This window comes from Streptomyces plumbidurans (assembly GCF_019857225.1).
GTDB classification, from domain to species: Bacteria; Actinomycetota; Actinomycetes; order Streptomycetales; family Streptomycetaceae; genus Streptomyces; species Streptomyces plumbidurans.
The window spans coordinates 1-16,892 of sequence record NZ_JAFJSY010000107.1; the positions used below are offsets into that span (position 1 = coordinate 1).

Genomic DNA, 16,892 nt, shown 5'->3' on the forward strand with positions numbered 1-16,892 from the left:
GAGATACAGCGTCCCGATCGTCTTGTGGTCAGTGGTCGTCAGCCACTTGATCACGACATTGCCGGGCTGCTTGCGCCGGACCGGCAGCTCGTCTGAGTAGTGTCCCTCAGCTGCCGCGGCACCCTGGGGTTCGTTGAGGATGCTCACAGGTTGTTCGTCTCCCGGTTCTTCTCGTGGCTCGTCTGCGCGATGCCGGCGGGAACGTAACCGGTCTGCCCCTTCTTGGCGAGGTCCTTGAGGTGCTGCTCGTAGCGCTCGGGGGAGACGACCTTCACGTTGAACAGCATGCGGGAGTGGTCGACACCGCAGAGCTCGGCGCACTTGCCCCTGAAGGTGCCCTCCCGGTTGGGAGTCACCTGGAAGGAGTTGGTGTGGCCCGGCACGACGTCCATCTTCATCAGGAACGGAATCACCCAGAAGTCATGGATGACGTCGCGCGAGGTGAGGACGAAGCGGACCGTCTTGCCCTTCGGCAGCCACAGCGTCGGACCCGGGTTGCCCGTCTGCGGGTTCTTCGTCGCGGGCGTACCGACGTCGTAGACACCGCCGGCGTTCGCCGGGAAGTCCTTCTTGAACCGGTCCGGAATGGCGGCCAGGTTCTTGTCGGTCTTCGCGTCACCGGTGGAACCGGCGACCGGCTCGACATAGTTGAAGCCCCAGCTCCACTGGAACGCCACGACGTTCACGGTGACCGAGGGCTTCTTGTCCGTGAGGCTGAGCAGCTTCGACTCGTCGCGTGCCGTGAAGTAGAACAGCACCGAGACGATGACGAGCGGAACGACCGTGTACAGCGCCTCGATCGGCATGTTGTACCGGGTCTGCGGAGGAACCTCGATCTTGGTGCGGCTGCGCCGGTGGAAGATCGTGCTCCAGAGGATCAGGCCCCACACCAGCACGCCGGTGGCGAGCGCGGCGGCCCAGGAGCCCTGCCACAGGGAGAGGATCCGCGGAGCCTCTTCCGTGGTCGGGGTGGGCATACCAAGGCGGGGGAAGTCCTTGTATGTGCAACCGGTGGCGGTCGCCAGGACCAGGCCCGCGGTCATTGCCTGCAGCAGCTTCCGCCGCATCGGGCGCCGCGGCGAGCGGTCGGAGCCGTTGGGACTCACGTAGCGCCTTCCCGAGAGTCTCGCCCGCGCGTATTGGCTGCGGCCTTCTCGGTGGTCGGTCGCCGCCCTGCGTCGGGCAGGGGTTTGGATGTTTATGCGGACCAAACCCTAGCCGACGCTCTCCGAGGGTTCGCGGGGAGGGGGGCCTACTCACTCAGGGGGTTCGCTGAATTGGCGGCTGCGGGTGGTTTGTGGCTGGTCGCGCAGTTCCCCGCGCCCCTTGGAGGTCTGCTGCAGTACCCCTCGTCATACCGTTGGCGTATGTCCTACTTCGATGCTGCTTCCTCTGTGGGTCTTCATCCTGTGGCGCGGCAGGCGCTGTTGGCCTCGTTGGATGAGGGGTGGGCCGATCCTGCTCGGCTCTACAAGGAGGGCAGGAAGGCGCGGATGTTGCTGGATGCCGCGCGGGAGGCGGCGGCCGGGGAGGTCGGGTGCCGGGTGGACGAGTTGGTGTTCACCTCGTCGGGGACCCGGGCCGTGCACACGGGGATCGCGGGGGCGCTGGCCGGGCGTCACCGGATCGGGCGTCACCTGATCGTGTCGGCGGTCGAACATTCCTCGGTGCTGCACGCGGCTGACACACATGAGGCCGGCGGCGGGAGCGTCACGCAGGTCGGGGTGGACCGACGGGGGCGGGTGGCGCCGGAGGCGTACGCCGCCGCTTTGCGCCCCGACACCGCGCTGGCCTGTCTCCAGTCGGCCAACCACGAGGTGGGCACCGAGCAGCCCGTGGCCGAAGTGGCCGCGATGTGCCGGGAGTCCGGGGTGCCGCTGCTGGTGGATGCGGCGCAGTCGCTGGGCTGGGGGCCGGTCGGGGGCGACTGGTCGCTGCTGACGGGGAGCGCGCACAAGTGGGGCGGGCCCCCGGGCGTGGGGCTGCTGGTCGTGCGCAAGGGGGTGCGGTTCGCCGCGCAAGGGCCCGCGGACGAGCGGGAGTCGGGCCGTGCGGCCGGGTTCGAGAACCTTCCGGCGATCGTGGCGGCGGCCGCCTCGCTGCGGGCGGTGCGTGCGGAGGCCGAGCAAGAGGCGGTACGGCTGCGGGAGCTGACGGAGCGGATCCGGCACCGGGTGCCGCGGCTGGTGCCGGACGTGGAGGTGGTCGGGGATCCGGAGCGGCGACTGCCGGGGATCGTCACCTTCTCCTGTCTCTATGTCGACGGAGAGACATTGCTGCACGAGCTGGACCGGGAGGGTTTCTCCGTCTCGTCCGGATCGTCCTGTACGAGCAGCACGCTGACGCCCAGCCATGTGCTGAAGGCGATGGGGGTGCTGAGTGAGGGCAATGTGCGGGTCTCGTTGCCCGCGGGGACGTCCGCGGAGGACGTCGAGCGGTTCCTGGAGGTGCTGCCCGGGGCCGTGGCGGGGGTGCGGGAGAAGCTCGCGGCGCCGACCCCTGCGGCGACCGTGCGCGAGGACGTCCTGGTGGTGGACGCCCTCGGCAAGCGCTGCCCGATCCCCGTCATCGAGCTGGCCAAGGTCATCGGGGACGTACCCGTCGGCGCCCTGGTCCGTGTCCTGTCCGACGACACGGCGGCCCGTCTGGACATCCCGGCGTGGTGCGACATGCGGGAGCAGGAGTACGTGGGTGAGGAGCCGGCGGACCGCGGAACGGCCTATCTGGTCCGCCGGCTGAGCTGATCCTCCGTACGGGCCGGTTCAGCCGAGGTGCTTGCGGACCTCGGACGCCGCCTCGTCGCCGTACGCGACGCTGAAGCGGTCCATGAAGTGGCCGCGGCGCAGCTGGTACTCCTGGGTGCCCACCGTCTCGATGACGAGGGTCGCCAGCATGCAGCCGATCTGCGCGGCGCGCTCCAGCGAGACGCCCCAGGCCAGGCCCGAGAGGAACCCGGCGCGGAAGGCGTCGCCGACGCCCGTGGGGTCGGCCTTGCGGTCCTCCGCGGGGCAGCCGACCTCGATCGGGTCCTCGCCGTCGCGCTCGATGCGGACGCCGCGCGAGCCGAGCGTGGTCACCCGGGTGCCGACCTTGGCGAGGATCTCGGCGTCGCTCCAGCCGGTCTTGGACTCGATCAGGCCCTTCTCGTACTCGTTGGAGAAGAGGTACGTCGCGCCGTCCAGCAGTATCCGGATCTCGTCGCCGTTCATACGGGCGATCTGCTGGGAGAAGTCGGCGGCGAACGGGATGCCGCGCGAGCGGCACTCCTCGGTGTGCCGGAGCATGCCCTCCGGGTCGTCGGCGCCGATCAGGACCAGGTCGAGGCCGCCGACGCGGTCCGCGACCGTCTTCAGCTCGATCAGCCGCGCCTCGCTCATGGCACCCGTGTAGAACGAGCCGATCTGGTTGTGGTCGGCGTCGGTGGTGCACACGAAGCGGGCGGTGTGCAGGGTCTCGGAGATACGGACAGAGTCGGTGTCGACGCCGTGCCGCTCCAGCCAGGCGCGGTACTCGTCGAAGTCGAAGCCGGCGGCGCCGACCAGGATCGGCCGGGTGCCCAGCTGTCCCATGCCGAACGCGATGTTGGCGCCGACGCCGCCACGGCGTACGTCGAGGTTGTCGACCAGGAAGGAGAGCGAGACCGTGTGCAGTTGGTCCGCGACGAACTGGTCGGCGAAGCGGCCTGGGAAGGTCATGAGGTGGTCGGTGGCGATGGAGCCGGTGACTGCGATGCGCACGGCTAGGACTCTCCTGTGGAATCAACGGGGGCGCGCGATAGCGCTCGTTGGAGGGGCGGTGGCGGGAGACGGGAGGGCGGATTGACAGTTCACGCTACCCGGGTCGGTGCGGGGCGCTGAAGGGGGGCTTTGAAGTGGCCAAAACTACCCGATAGTAGATCTTTCTTCGCGGGGCTCGACGTGCATACGGTTCCGCCATGACGAACCTCGAGGTCCATGCCACGGCCCCGGTCGACCTGGAAGGCGACCTCGCGTCGCTGCACGGCGACTGCGTCCGGATGGCCCCCCACTGGGCCCCTCCCGAGCGGAACGTTTCCCTTCCGGTCTCCCCGTCACGCATCCACGGGGTGAACGTTCCGCCGAAGTCGGCCGGTCTGCTGGAGGCGATGTCCGACTACGGCGACTGAACGGCGGCTCCACGGAGGCCGAGTACGGCTCGGCGCGCGCGCCCGGCTCGTTCGATGGAACCGTGCGCTCCTCCGCTGCGTCCCATCGCCGTCCCCCGTCGAGGGGATGTGCGATACGACCCCCCAGCGGCCCGCTTTGACAGGGCCGGGTCAGGGTCACGGGACAGCTGTGCAGCAGAAGGAGCGATGCGGTGACTACCGAGCGACCCGACAACGACACCGCGGACTCCGCCGACGAGCGGAGCGACGCTACCGCTGCGGTTACGGGGGACGACGCGGGAGCTGACGGGGCGGCTGCGGTTGCGGGTGACGAGGGCGCCGAAGGGGCGGCCGCGATCGCCGAGGGGGCGTCGGACGACGGGCGAGCGGAAGCCGGTCGGGACGATGCCGAGCAGGGCGACACCGAGCACACCGATGCCACGCACGGCGGTGCCGAGCAGAGCGATACCGGGCACGCCAGCGCCGAGCAAGGCGACACCGAGCACCCCGACGCCACGCACGGCGGTGCCGAGCACGCCGTCGCCGAACACGACTCCGCGGACGAGGGCGCCGACGGGGCGACCGGGGTGGCCAAGGGACCGGCGGACGACGGGCGAGCGGAAGCCGGTCGGGACGATGCCGAGCAGGGCGACACCGCGCACGGCGAGTCCAGGCACGCCGGCGCCGAGCAGGACGACGCCGAGCACACCGATGCCACGCACGCCGACGCCGACCGCACCGACACCACGCGCGCCGACGCCGAGCACGCCGACACTCAGCCGACCGGTGCCGACGACGACGCCGTAGCTGCAGCGTCCGCCCCCGCCACAGTCTCCGACCCCGCAGTCTCCAGCCCCGCTGATGTCCCCCACCCCGCTGAAGTCCCCCACCCCACCGAAGTCCCCGGCCCCCACGAGGTGGAGCCGACGGCGCCCTCGCGGCGGCGGTCGCCTGTGCTCGTTGCTTCCGTGGCTGCGGCGGTGCTGCTTGTGGGAGGCGGGGGTGCGTATCTGGCGGCGGGTGCCTCCGGCGGTTCGGGCGCGGGATCCGGGGCGTCCGGTGACGGAAGCACTCCCCCGCCGCTCGCTCTCGACGGCTACTCCGAGGGCGGTTCGAACGGGATCGCGCCCGGGGAGCCGAATCCGTACGGCGTGACGTACAAGGTGGACGGCACTCTTCCCGACGGTCCCGGCTCCGCGCCCGTGTACCGGGCCGCGGGCGAGGTCGGCAAGGGCGAGGTGGCGCGTCTCGCGAAGGCGCTCGGGCTGACCGGGACGCCGGTGGTGCGGGGGCAGTCCTGGCAGGTCGGGTCCGGCAACGACGGGTCGGGGCCGAGCCTGGTGGTGGACCGGCAGGCGCCGGGCACCTGGACGTTCCGCCGCTACGCGGCCGGTACCGACGACTGCAAGGGCATCGCCACCTGCACCAAGGACCCCGCGAATCCGGCCGGTGCCACCGTGAGCGAGGCGGCCGCCAAGAAGGCCGTGGCGCCGGTGCTGAAGGCGGTCGGCCAGGACGACGCCAAGGTGGACGCGAGCCAGGTCATGGGCGCCCAGCGGGCGGTGAACGCCAACCCCCGGGTCGGCGGGCTGCCCACGTACGGATGGTCGACCGGGCTGACGGTGAGCGCGCAGGGCGAGGTGGTCGGCGGCACCGGTCGGCTGAAGGCACCGGTGAAGGGCGACACCTATCCCGTGTTGGACGCGAAGAAGACGCTGGAGTTGATGAACTCGGCGCCCTCGACCGACCACCGCATGGGCATCGGCGGCTGCGCCAGTCCCGTACCGCTGAAGGACCGGCTGGAGCAGCCGTGCGGGCGGTCGACGCCGAGCGCGGCGCCGAAGCAGACCGTCACGGTCGAGGACGCGGTGTTCGGGCTGGCCGCGCGGGCCGTGGGCGGGCGGCAGGCGCTGGTGCCGTCCTGGCTGTTCCAGGTGAAGGGCGCGGGCACGCCGAACGGTTTCACGGTGACGTATCCGGCCGTGGACCCGCGGTACCTGGCCTCGAACACGACGCCCACCCCGTCGGCGACCGCACCAGGCGACCAGCCCTCCTCGGCGCCGGCCACGCGTGACGTCAAGGTGGACGGCTACACGGCCGAGGGCGACGAGCTGACCGTGAGCTTCACGGGCGGGGTGTGCGCCGACTACGAAGCGACCGCGAGCGAGAACGCGAACGCGGTGGCGGTCAAGGTGACCGAGAAGCCCTGGAAGGGCAAGGTCTGCATCATGATCGCCAAGGAGTTCCGCAAGACCGTGCAGTTGGACGGGCCGCTCGGCGACCGCAAGGTCACGGGCTCGGACGGCCGGCAGATCCCGCAGCTGAAGCAGGGGGCGCGGCTGCCTCGCACGGCCGGGGTGCAGTAGTCCCGAGCGTTCGAAGACACGAAGGCGGCGGCCCCGTCGGAGGGGGCCGCCGCCTTCGGCTGTGTCAGTGGGCCGTGCGGCTCAGCTGAAGGAGTCGCCGCAGGCGCAGGAGCCGGTCGCGTTCGGGTTGTCGATCGTGAAGCCCTGCTTCTCGATCGTGTCCACGAAGTCGACCGTGGCGCCGCCCAGGTAGGGAGCGCTCATGCGGTCGGTGACGACCTTCACTCCGCCGAAGTCCTTCTCCACGTCGCCGTCGAGGGAACGCTCGTCGAAGAAGAGCTGGTAGCGCAGACCCGAGCAGCCACCGGGCTGGACGGCGACACGCAGGGCCAGGTCGTCGCGCCCTTCCTGGTCGAGCAGGGCCTTGACCTTCGACGCGGCGGCGTCGGTCAGGATGATGCCGTCGGTGACGGTGGTGGTCTCGTCCGATACGGACATCTACATCTCTCCCGGGTTGTACGGAGACTGCTTGCCGACTGTGCAACCGGCAAGGCCGCGGATTCATTCCGGGCCGGGCGCCGTACTTCGGCTCCTTCTTCATGCTCGCACATGCGCCGGGAAGCGGAAAACGCCTCATCGGGATTCACGTCACATCGACGCTATGAACCATCGTCAAACTGACGTGAACCGGGTTATGATAGATAACGTCAATTCGACGAAAAGTAGAAAGGGTGCGTGCCGTGACCACCGCCCAGACCCCGGAGCTCGACGTCCAGCCGACTCCTCTTGCCCTGCTGCTCCTCGGCCGTGAGGCCGACCCGAGGAGCGAGCGCGGCGTCGAGTGTCCTGGTGACCTGCCCTCGCCGTCCGACCCCGACCTGGTGGCCCGCGCCCGCGCGGCCAAGGAGAAGCTCGGCGACAAGGTCTTCGTGCTCGGCCACCACTACCAGCGCGACGAGGTCATCCAGTTCGCCGACGTGACGGGTGACTCCTTCAAGCTGGCCCGGGACGCGGCAGCGCGCCCGGAGGCCGAGTACATCGTGTTCTGCGGTGTGCACTTCATGGCGGAGTCCGCGGACATCCTGACGTCCGCCGAGCAGAAGGTGGTCCTGCCCGACCTCGCCGCCGGATGCTCCATGGCCGACATGGCCACCGCCGAGCAGGTCGCCGAGTGCTGGGACGTGCTGACCGAGGCCGGCGTGGCAGAGCAGGTCGTTCCGGTGTCGTACATGAACTCGTCCGCGGACATCAAGGCGTTCACGGGCAAGCACGGCGGGACCATCTGCACCTCGTCCAACGCCCAGCGGGCCCTGGAGTGGGCCTTCCAGCAGGGCGAGAAGGTGCTGTTCCTGCCCGACCAGCACCTCGGGCGGAACACGGCGGTCCGGGACATGGGCATGTCCCTGGAGGACTGCGCCGTCTACAACCCGCACAAGCCGAACGGCGGGCTGACGGCGGAGCAGCTGCGCGACGCGAAGATGATCCTGTGGCGGGGCCACTGCTCGGTGCACGGCCGGTTCTCGCTGGACTCGGTGAACGACGTGCGCGAGCGCATCCCCGGCGTGAACGTCCTGGTCCACCCCGAGTGCCGGCACGAGGTCGTGGCCGCGGCCGACTACGTCGGCTCGACCGAGTACATCATCAAGGCCCTGGAGGCCGCCCCGGCCGGTTCCAAGTGGGCCATCGGCACGGAGCTCAATCTCGTACGCCGGCTGGCGAACCGTTTCGCTCCCGAGGGCAAGGAGATCGTCTTCCTCGACAAGACCGTCTGCTTCTGCTCGACCATGAACCGCATCGACCTGCCGCATCTGGTCTGGGCCCTGGAGTCGCTCGCCGAGGGCAACCTGGTCAACCGGATCGAGGTCGACCAGGAGACGGAGGCGTTCGCGAAGCTGGCGCTGGAGCGGATGCTCGCCCTGCCGTAGGGCTTTCGCGGAACGCAGACCGGGGCCCCGACCGCCTGTGCGGTCGGGGCCCCGGGTGCGTACATGCCGCTCAGACGCCGGCCGGCTCCAGAGCCTGCTCCGGCTTCTCGGGCCTGTCCTGCTCATCCAGCTTGTCCTGCTTCGCCTGCCGCTTCGCCGCGCGCTTCTTCGCACGCCGCTCCTTGCGCAGCTCCAGCATCGCGTAGAGCGTCGGGACGAGGAGGAGGGTGAGCAGGGTCGAGGTGATCAGACCGCCGATGACGACCACCGCGAGCGGCTGGGCGATGAAGCCGCCCTCGCCGGTGACGCCGAGGGCCATCGGGAGCAGGGCGAAGATCGTCGCCAGGGCCGTCATGAGGATCGGGCGCAGCCGGTGGCGGCCGCCCTCGATCACGGCTTCGACGACGCCGTGGCCCTGCTTCCGGTACTGGTTGATCAGGTCGATCAGCACGATCGCGTTCGTCACCACGATGCCGATCAGCATCAGCATGCCGATCATCGCGGGGACGCCCATCGGGGTGCCGGTGGCGACCAGCAGGCCGATCGCGCCGGTGGCCGCGAACGGGATGGAGACCAGCAGGATCAGCGGCTGGGCCAGCGAGCGGAAGGTCGCGACCAGCAGCATGAAGACGATCGCGATCGCCGCGAGCATCGCCAGGCCCAGGTTCTTGAACGCATCGTCCTGGTCGGAGGAGACACCGCCGATCTCCGCCGTGGCCCCCGCCGGGAGCTTCAGGGCCTTGATCTTCGCCTGGAGCTCGGTGCTCACCGCGCCGGTGTTGTCGCCGGTGGGCCGCGCGGTGATGGTCGCCGCGCGCTGACCGTCGATACGGGTCATGGAGACGGGCCCGTCGACCAGCTTCACGGTGGCGATGTCACCGAGCCGCACCGGGCCGAGCCGGAGGTTCTTCAGCTGGGCCAGGGTCGTCGCCGGCTTCGCGGACCTGATGACGACGTCGCGCTCGGTGTCGTCCAGGACCGCCTTGGCTGCGGTGGTGCCCTTGACCGCCTCGGCGACGGCCGCGCCCAGCGTCTGCTCGCTGAAACCGGCCGCTGCCGCCCTGGAGTTGGCCTTGACCGAGATGCGCGGCACGCTCTGCGAGAGGTCGCTGCTGACGTCGGTGACATCGTCGAGGCTCGCCACGGCGGACCGCACCTGCTCCGACGCCTTGCTCAGCACCGCCCCGTCGGCCGCCTTGACGACGACGCTCAGGTCCTGGTCGCCGAAGCCGTCACCGGCCGAGACGGTGGTCGTGCCGATGCCGGAGAGCTTCTTCAGGCCCGACTCGAGCGCGTTCTGCACATGCTCGTACGAGCCCTTGTCGTCCAGCATCACCTGGTACGAGGCCTGGTTGGTGTCCGTGCCGCCGCCGAAGGCCGCCATGAAGCCGGACGAGCCGACCGTCACCTGGTAGTCCTTGACGCCCTTGACGCCGGACAGCAGCCGCTCGACCTTGTGCGCGGCGGCGTCGGTGGCCGCCAGGCTGGTGCCGGGCTTCAACTTCTGCTTGACGGTGAGGACTTCCTGGTCGCCCTGGTCGAAGAAGTTGGTCTTCAGCAGCGGCGCCATGCCGAACGTGCCGACCAGGATCACGACCGCGAGCAGCACGCTGGTCAGCCGGCGCCGGGTGGCGAAGCGCAGGACAGGGACGTAGAAGCGCTGGAGGCGGCTTTTCGCCTCCTTCTCCTCGGCCGTGCGGCGGGCCTCGTCGGCGTCGGCGGGCGTGCCCTTGGGGGCGCGCAGGAACCAGTACGACAGCACCGGCACGACCGTCAGCGAGACCACGAGCGAGGCCAGCAGGGCGGCCGTCACCGTCAGGCTGAACGAGCCGAACAGCTCGCCCACCATGCCGCCGACCAGGCCGATCGGCAGGAAGACGGCGACCGTGGTGAGGGTGGAGGAGGTGACGGCGCCGGCGACCTCGCGGACCGCGCCGAGGATGGCGTCCTGGCGCTCCTCGCCGTAGCCGAGATGCCGCTTGATGTTCTCCAGGACCACGATCGAGTCGTCGACGACGCGGCCGATGGCGATGGTCAGCGCGCCCAGCGTCAGCATGTTGAGCGAGAGGTCCCGGGTCCACAGCACGATCAGGGCGAGCACGACCGAGAGCGGGATGCTCACCGCCGTGACGAGCGTCGAGCGCACGGAGGCGAGGAAGACCAGGATGACGAGGACCGCGAAGAGCAGACCGAGCCCGCCCTCGGTGGTCAGGCCGCTGATGGCCTTGGAGACGGCCGGGCCCTGGTCGCTGACGACCGTGATCTTCGTCGCGGAGCCCAGGTCCTTGCGCAGGTTCGGGAGCTTGTCCCGGACCGCGTCCGAGATGGCCACCGCGCTGCCGTCGTGGTCCATGGTGACCATCACGGCGAGGGAGGGCTTGCCGTCGGTGCGGGTGATTGAGTCGGCCGGGGCCTGCTGCTGCTTCACTGTGGCGAGGTCGCCGAGGCGTACGGGCTTGCCCGCGCCCTGGCCCGTGACCATCAGGTCCTTGATCTGCTGCAGCGAGGTGAAGCCGCCGCCCACCTGGACGGTGCGGTTGTGGCCGTCCTCGTCGAAGGAGCCCGCGGGGACGGTCGCGCCGCCCGCCTGCAGGGCCTGCGACAGTGCCTGCGCGGAGAGCCCCGCCGCGGCCAGCTTCTTGTCGTCGGGCGTCACGGAGACCTGCAGGTCGCGTACGCCGTCGACGGTGACCTGGCCGACGCCGTCGATGTCCTTCAGATCCGGTACGACGGTCCGGTCCAGCTGGTCGGCGAGGGCCTGCTGGTCCTTGCCGGAGGTGACGGCGAGCACGACGGTCGGGATGTCGTCCGTCGAGCCGGCGACGACCTGCGGGTCGACGTCGTCCGGGAGCTTGGCGCGGGCCCGGTTGACGGCCTGCTGGACGTCGGCGACGAGCTGCTTGGTGTCGTTGCCGTAGTCGAAGGACGCCATGATCACGGCGTTGCCCTCGCTCGCCCTGGAGGTGACGCCCGAGATGCCGTCGACGGCCTCGAGGTTGTCCTCGATGGGCTCGACGACCTGCTTCTCGACCACGTCCGGGGACGCGCCCTGGTACGGCGCGAGGACGGACACCATGGGCAGTTCGATGGAGGGCAGCAGCTGCTGCTTGAGCTGGGGTATCGCTATCGCCCCGAAGGCGAGCGCGATGAGGGACATCAGCCCGATCAGGGCCCGTTGCGCGAGGCTGAACCTGGACAGCCAGGACATGGGTGGGGGTCTCTCTTCGGTGAGCGGCGGAAGTCTGCGGCGCACATGTGAGCGCCGGACCTTCACCTTGAGCCATCACCGTGGGGTGATCCGTAGCCCCCAGGTCCCTTTCTTCTGTACGGCGCATACTCCGGGTGCAGTACGGCCGGGTAGAGCTCACTCCACCCTCGGACGTACCAGCCCGGACTCGTAGGCGATCACCACCAGCTGGGCCCTGTCGCGGGCGCCGAGCTTGGCCATCGCGCGGTTGACGTGCGTCTTCACCGTGAGCGGGCTGACCTCCAGGCGCTCGGCGATCTCGTCGTTGGAGTGGCCGCCGGCGACCTGGACGAGGACCTCCCGCTCGCGGACGGTGAGGGCGTCGAGCCGTTCGGAGCGGGCGGGGTCGCGGCCGTCGTCCGCGTCGCCCTGGGCGAGGAAGCGGGCGATCAGGCCCTTGGTGGCGGCCGGTGACAGCAGGGCCTCGCCGCCGGCCGCGATCCGGATGGCGCTGAGCAGTTCGTCAGGTTCGCTGCCCTTGCCGAGGAAGCCGGAGGCGCCGGCGCGCAGCGACTGGACCACGTAGTCGTCGACCTCGAAGGTCGTCAGGATCACCACGCGGACCTGGGCGAGGGCGGGGTCGGCGCTGATCATGCGGGTGGCCGCGAGGCCGTCGGTGCCGGGCATCCGGATGTCCATCAGGACGACGTCGGCCCGCTGCTCCTTGGCCAGGCGCACCGCCTGGGCGCCGTCCGACGCCTCGCCGACGACCTCCATGTCCGGCTCGGAGTCGACGAGCACGCGGAACGCGCTCCGGAGCAGGGCCTGGTCGTCGGCGAGCAGGACGCGGATGGTCATGCAGGGTCCTTTGCGGCGCGGGTGGGCGGTCTGCCACGACAACTTCCGCGAGGTGCGCAGAAGTTCCGCGGGCCGGTCAGACGGCATTCTCCGCCGCCCGCGAACGGGTCTTCACCGGCAGGATCGCATGGACGCGGAAACCGCCGCAGTGCCGGCGATCTCGATGTTCGGGCCGACGCGTACGACGCTGACCTCGGCCTTGGCGTCCGTACCGGCTTGCCTCAGGGTCTGCCACGACAGCTTCCGCGGGGTGCGCAGAAGTTCCGCGGGCCGGTCAGACAGCGTCCTCCGCCGCCCGCGAGCGGGTCTTGACCGGCAGGACCGCGTGGACGCGGAAACCGCCGCCGTAGCGAGGGCCGGTGGTGAGGGTGCCGCGCAGGGCGGTGACGCGCTCGCGCATGCCGAGCAGGCCGTGCCCGCCGCCGCTCACGGGTTCGCCGTCCTCGCCGGAGCCGTTGTCGAGAACGGTGATCTCGATGTTCGGCCCGACGCGTACGACGCTGACCTCGGCCTTGGCGTCCGCACCGGCGTGCTTCTGCACATTGGTCAGGGCTTCCTGGATGACGCGGTAGGCGGCCAGGCCGACGGCGGCGGGAAGCGTGGTGCCCTGGTCGGCGCGGGCGATCTCGACGGGCAGTCCGGCGCTGCGGAAGGTGCCGGCGAGTTCGTCCAGGCGGTCGAGGCCGGGGGCGGGTTCGGTGGGTGCCTCGGGGTCGCCGGACTGGCGGAGCAGGCCGACGGTGGCGCGCAGTTCGTTGAGCGCGGAGCGGCTGGCCTCGCGGACGTGGGCGAGGGCCTCCTTGGCCTGGTCGGGCCGCTTGTCCATGACATGCGCGGCCACGCCCGCCTGCACGTTGACCAGGGCGATGTGGTGGGCGACGACGTCGTGCAGATCGCGGGCGATGCGCAGCCGCTCCTCGGCGACCCGGCGGCGGGCCTCCTCCTCGCGGGTGCGCTCCGCCCGCTCGGCGCGCTCGCGGATGGCCTGCACGACGGCGCGTCGGCTGCGGACGGCGTCCCCGGCGGTGGCACCGATCCCGGTCCAGGCGAAGATCGCGAGGTTCTCCTGGGCGTACCAGGGCAGCGGTCCGGCCAGCATGGCGGTGCCGGTGAGGACGGTCATCGTCAGCAGGCCGAGCCGCCAGGTGGTGAGCCGGTCGGTACTGGCGGCGACGGTGAACAGGGCGATCACCGCGGACATCGCGACGGGTGCGCGGGGGTCGTCCATGACGGACTCGACGACGGAGACGGTGCCGGTGAGGGCGAGGACCGTCCTCGGGGCGCGGCGGCGGAAGACCAGGGCGAGCGCGCCGAGGGTCATCAGGACCAGGGCGAGCGGGTCCGGGGTGCGGACACCCCAGGCGATGCCGTGCGGGCCGTTGGGGTCCACGAAGGAACCGGCCATCATGCAGAGGAGCACGCCCGCCGCGAGGGCGGCGTCCAGTGCCAGCGGATGGGCCTTCAGCCGGCATCTGGTGCGGTCGAGTGTGCTCACGCTTCGACAGTACGGGGGTGGTCCCGGCGCCGGAACCAGTGGTGGTGCCTCGCGGTCGCCGCTGCTGGGGGCTGCCGCCCCGAGGCCCCCGCTTCGGCCCCGAACGGGCCTCGTCCTCGACGCCGGACGGACGAACGCCGGACGGGCGAACGCCGGACGGGCTGACGGACACCGGCCGGCGCAGAACGCGCCCGTCCCGTCAGCCCCGGATCAGCCCGGGATCAGCCCGTCGTCGCTCAAAAGCTCCCGCACTTCCTCCAGGGTCGCGTCGGAGGACGGCAGGATCAGCTGGGACGGCTCCAGGGAGTCGTCGGGCAGGGGCTCGCCCAGTTCGCGGACCTTGGCGAGGAGGGCCTGCAGGGTGCGGCGGAAGCCCGGGCCGTCGCCGTTCTCCATCTCGCGCAGGAGATCGTCGTCCAGCTTGTTGAGTTCGGTGAGGTGGCTCTCGGCCAGCCTCACCTGCCCCTCCCCCATGATCCGCACGATCATCTCGCCCATGTCGGCCTCCTAGGCGTGGCCCCTACTGCTTGTCGAAGCGCGGGGTATCCGTCGGCTGCTGCTGGGACTGAGCCTGCCCCGTACCGCCCTCGATCGCCTGCTGGGACGAGCCGCCGGCGAGCTCCGCCTTCATGCGCTGCAGCTCCAGCTCCACGTCCGAACCGCCGGAGATCCGGTCCAGCTCGGCCTGGATCTCGTCCTTGTGCATGCCGGACTGGTCGTCCAGGGCGCCCGAGGCGAGCAGTTCGTCGATGGCACCGGCGCGGGCCTGCAGCTGCGCCGTCTTGTCCTCGGCACGCTGGATCGCGAGGCCGACGTCGCCCATCTCCTCGGAGATGCCGGAGAAGGCCTCGCCGATCCGGGTCTGCGCCTGGGCGGCGGTGTACGTGGCCTTGATCGTCTCCTTCTTGGTGCGGAAGGCGTCCACCTTGGCCTGCAGCCGCTGGGCCGCCAGGGTGAGCTTCTCCTCCTCGCCCTGGAGCGTGGCGTGCTGCGTCTCGAGGTCGGTGACCTGCTGCTGGAGCGCGGCACGGCGGGACAGCGCCTCGCGGGCGAGGTCCTCACGGCCCAGCGCGAGCGCCTTGCGGCCCTGGTCCTCCAGCTTGGTGGACTGCGACTGCAGCTGGTTCAGCTGCAGCTCCAGGCGCTTGCGGGACGTGGCCACGTCCGCCACACCACGGCGCACCTTCTGCAGCAGCTCCAACTGCTTCTGGTACGAGTAATCAAGGGTTTCGCGCGGGTCCTCGGCCCGGTCAAGGGCCTTGTTCGCCTTCGCGCGGAAGATCATCCCCATACGCTTCATGACACCGCTCATGGGCTTCGCGCGCCCCCTTCTGACCGACTCCGGCTCCAGCTCTGCGACAGAACCCACAGTACGGGCCCTGCATCCATTGACGCACTGTTCGGGGACGGATGCGCTCATCCGCAAGGACGACTGCTGCCGTTCCCGATCCGGCGTAGGGAGTAGGTGGCCCCCCAGGGAACCGCGGTTGCACGCAACGTCCCCTCTGTCCCTTACATGACGACTGGCGTTGCCGGATCGTTCCCCGCGGGGCTGTGGTCCAACCCCGGGCACCCCGTACCCTTGGGTTTTGTGTTCCGTAGCCGTGCCAAGGAAGAGAAGGCCCCCGCCGAGCGGGCGGGGATGACCGACTCCAAGCAGACCCGTGATCCGCAGGCCCCGAAGGGCCGCCCCACGCCCAAGCGCAGTGAGGCCCAGTCGCAGCGCCGTAGCGTCGCCAACACGACGTTGACGCGCAAGGACGCCGCCAAGCGCCAGCGCGACGAGCGCCGCGTCGCGATGGACCGGCAGCGCCAGGCGCTGGCGAGCGGTGACGAGCGCTATCTGCCCGCCCGCGACAAGGGGCCGGTGCGCAGGTTCGCCCGGGACTGGATCGACTCGCGCTTCAACGTCGCGGAGTTCTTCCTGCCGATGGCCGTGGTCATCCTGGTGTTGAGCATGGTGCGGGTGGGTGCGCTGCAGAGCATCGCGCTACTGCTCTGGCTCATCGTGATCGTGCTGATCGTGCTCGACGCGGTCGTCAGCGCGGTGCGGCTCAGGAAGCGGCTCGCCGAGCGCTTCCCGGACCAGAACACCAAGGGCGCGGTTCGTTACGCCCTGATGCGCTCGCTCCAGATGCGTCGGCTCCGGCTGCCGAAGCCGCAGGTCAAGCGCGGAGAGCGGCCCTGAGCACGACGTCTTTCTCCGGGGGCGCGGCAGATGCCTGGCTGAGCAAGCTGGGCGGTCTGCGTGATGTCGTACGCCAGGAGCTGGTGGCCCGCCAGCTGGACGAGCAGATAGCGGCACGCTTCCCGGTCGGGCAGCGGCTGCGGGTGCTCGACGTCGGCATGGGTCAGGGCACCCAGGCGCTGCGGCTGGCGCGGGCCGGGCATCAGGTGACCGGCCTCGAGCAGGACCCCACGATGGTCGCGGCGGCGCGCGGGGCGCTCGCGGGTGAGCCCGAGGGCATCCGGGAGCGGATGCGGATCATCGAGGGCGACGGCCGGGACACCGGGGTGCACTTCCTGCCGGGCAGCTTCGACGTGGTGCTGTGCCACGGGGTGCTGATGTACGTCGAGGAGCCCGACCCGCTGGTGGCGGGGCTGGCCCGGATGCTCGCGCACGGCGGATTGCTGTCGCTGCTCGTGCGCAACGGCGACGCGCTGGCGATGCGCCCCGGCCTGTCCGGTGACTGGTCCGCCGCGCTGGGCGCCTTCGACACGGTCGCCTACACCAACCGCCTCGGCCTGGACGTACGGGCCGACCGGCTGGAGACGCTGACGGCGACGCTCGCCGGGATCGCGGCGCCGCTGCACGCCTGGTACGGCGTACGGGTGTTCACCGACACCGCCCCGGACGGGGCCGCGATCCCGGACGACCTGGAGCCGCTGCTGGCGGCCGAGGAGCGGGCCGGGCGGACCGACCCCTACCGCAGGGTGGCGGCGCTGCTGCATCTGTGCGGGGTGCGCGGCTGAGCCCCATTCGGGTGTGCACCGCGAG

14 protein-coding genes are annotated in these 16,892 nt (G+C 70.6%); 6 read left to right on the forward strand and 8 right to left on the reverse strand.

The features are described from left to right. Positions 1–143: 143 nt before the first annotated feature. Positions 144–1,106 carry an aa3-type cytochrome oxidase subunit II gene (ctaC, locus tag JYK17_RS37175; RefSeq protein WP_108016096.1) on the reverse strand — a complete coding sequence of 321 codons (963 nt, stop codon included), beginning with the start codon at positions 1,104–1,106 and terminating at the stop codon, positions 144–146. A 261-nt stretch (positions 1,107–1,367) separates the two neighbouring features. Between ctaC and JYK17_RS37180 the strand changes: the two genes are divergently transcribed. Further along, the gene (locus JYK17_RS37180) at positions 1,368–2,744 is read left to right on the forward strand and encodes a cysteine desulfurase/sulfurtransferase TusA family protein (protein WP_222812123.1); all 1,377 of its coding nucleotides are present in this window, start codon (positions 1,368–1,370) and stop codon (positions 2,742–2,744) included. 18 nt (positions 2,745–2,762) lie between these two features. On the opposite strand, the gene JYK17_RS37185 is transcribed toward JYK17_RS37180, so the two are convergent. Next, positions 2,763–3,737, reverse strand: coding sequence for a carbohydrate kinase family protein (locus JYK17_RS37185; protein WP_108016094.1), 975 nt, complete (start codon positions 3,735–3,737; stop codon positions 2,763–2,765). A gap of 197 nt (positions 3,738–3,934) precedes the next feature. On the opposite strand from JYK17_RS37185, the gene JYK17_RS37190 reads away from it, so the two are divergent. Beyond that, on the forward strand, positions 3,935–4,144 hold the full coding sequence (locus JYK17_RS37190; RefSeq protein ID WP_222812124.1) for a hypothetical protein: 210 nt from the start codon (positions 3,935–3,937) through the stop codon (positions 4,142–4,144). Between the two features lie 191 nt (positions 4,145–4,335). Beyond that, positions 4,336–6,489 carry an ICP22 family protein gene (locus JYK17_RS37195; protein ID WP_372465376.1) on the forward strand — a complete coding sequence of 718 codons (2,154 nt, stop codon included), beginning with the start codon at positions 4,336–4,338 and terminating at the stop codon, positions 6,487–6,489. Between the two features lie 81 nt (positions 6,490–6,570). Here JYK17_RS37195 and JYK17_RS37200 read toward each other — a convergent pair whose 3' ends face one another. Continuing rightward, the gene (locus JYK17_RS37200) at positions 6,571–6,927 is read right to left on the reverse strand and encodes a HesB/IscA family protein (protein WP_016435777.1); all 357 of its coding nucleotides are present in this window, start codon (positions 6,925–6,927) and stop codon (positions 6,571–6,573) included. Positions 6,928–7,169: 242 nt separating this feature from the next. On the opposite strand from JYK17_RS37200, the gene nadA reads away from it, so the two are divergent. Continuing rightward, the gene (nadA, locus tag JYK17_RS37205; RefSeq protein ID WP_222812125.1) at positions 7,170–8,354 is read left to right on the forward strand and encodes a quinolinate synthase NadA; all 1,185 of its coding nucleotides are present in this window, start codon (positions 7,170–7,172) and stop codon (positions 8,352–8,354) included. A gap of 70 nt (positions 8,355–8,424) precedes the next feature. On the opposite strand, the gene JYK17_RS37210 is transcribed toward nadA, so the two are convergent. From JYK17_RS37210 to JYK17_RS37230, 5 genes are all read right to left on the reverse strand, one after another. Then, positions 8,425–11,562, reverse strand: coding sequence for an efflux RND transporter permease subunit (locus tag JYK17_RS37210; RefSeq protein ID WP_222812126.1), 3,138 nt, complete (start codon positions 11,560–11,562; stop codon positions 8,425–8,427). Positions 11,563–11,718: 156 nt separating this feature from the next. Next, complete coding sequence (locus tag JYK17_RS37215; protein WP_108016091.1) at positions 11,719–12,399, reverse strand: response regulator; 681 nt, start codon at positions 12,397–12,399, stop codon at positions 11,719–11,721. A 274-nt stretch (positions 12,400–12,673) separates the two neighbouring features. Beyond that, positions 12,674–13,894, reverse strand: a complete 1,221-nt coding sequence (locus JYK17_RS37220; RefSeq protein WP_222812127.1) for a sensor histidine kinase — start codon at positions 13,892–13,894, stop codon at positions 12,674–12,676. Between the two features lie 210 nt (positions 13,895–14,104). Continuing rightward, positions 14,105–14,383 (reverse strand): PspA-associated protein PspAA, encoded by a 279-nt coding sequence (gene pspAA, locus JYK17_RS37225; RefSeq protein WP_108016097.1) that lies wholly within the window; start codon positions 14,381–14,383, stop codon positions 14,105–14,107. A 31-nt stretch (positions 14,384–14,414) separates the two neighbouring features. Then, the gene (locus JYK17_RS37230) at positions 14,415–15,179 is read right to left on the reverse strand and encodes a PspA/IM30 family protein (protein ID WP_234548450.1); all 765 of its coding nucleotides are present in this window, start codon (positions 15,177–15,179) and stop codon (positions 14,415–14,417) included. A 231-nt stretch (positions 15,180–15,410) separates the two neighbouring features. Here JYK17_RS37230 and JYK17_RS37235 point away from each other — a divergent pair, with 231 nt between their 5' ends. Next, positions 15,411–16,082 (forward strand): DUF3043 domain-containing protein, encoded by a 672-nt coding sequence (locus JYK17_RS37235; protein ID WP_108016088.1) that lies wholly within the window; start codon positions 15,411–15,413, stop codon positions 16,080–16,082. Between the two features lie 83 nt (positions 16,083–16,165). Continuing rightward, positions 16,166–16,867: a class I SAM-dependent methyltransferase gene (locus tag JYK17_RS37240; RefSeq protein WP_108016087.1), complete on the forward strand. Its 702-nt coding sequence runs from the start codon at positions 16,166–16,168 to the stop codon at positions 16,865–16,867. The last annotated feature ends 25 nt before the right edge of the window (positions 16,868–16,892 follow it).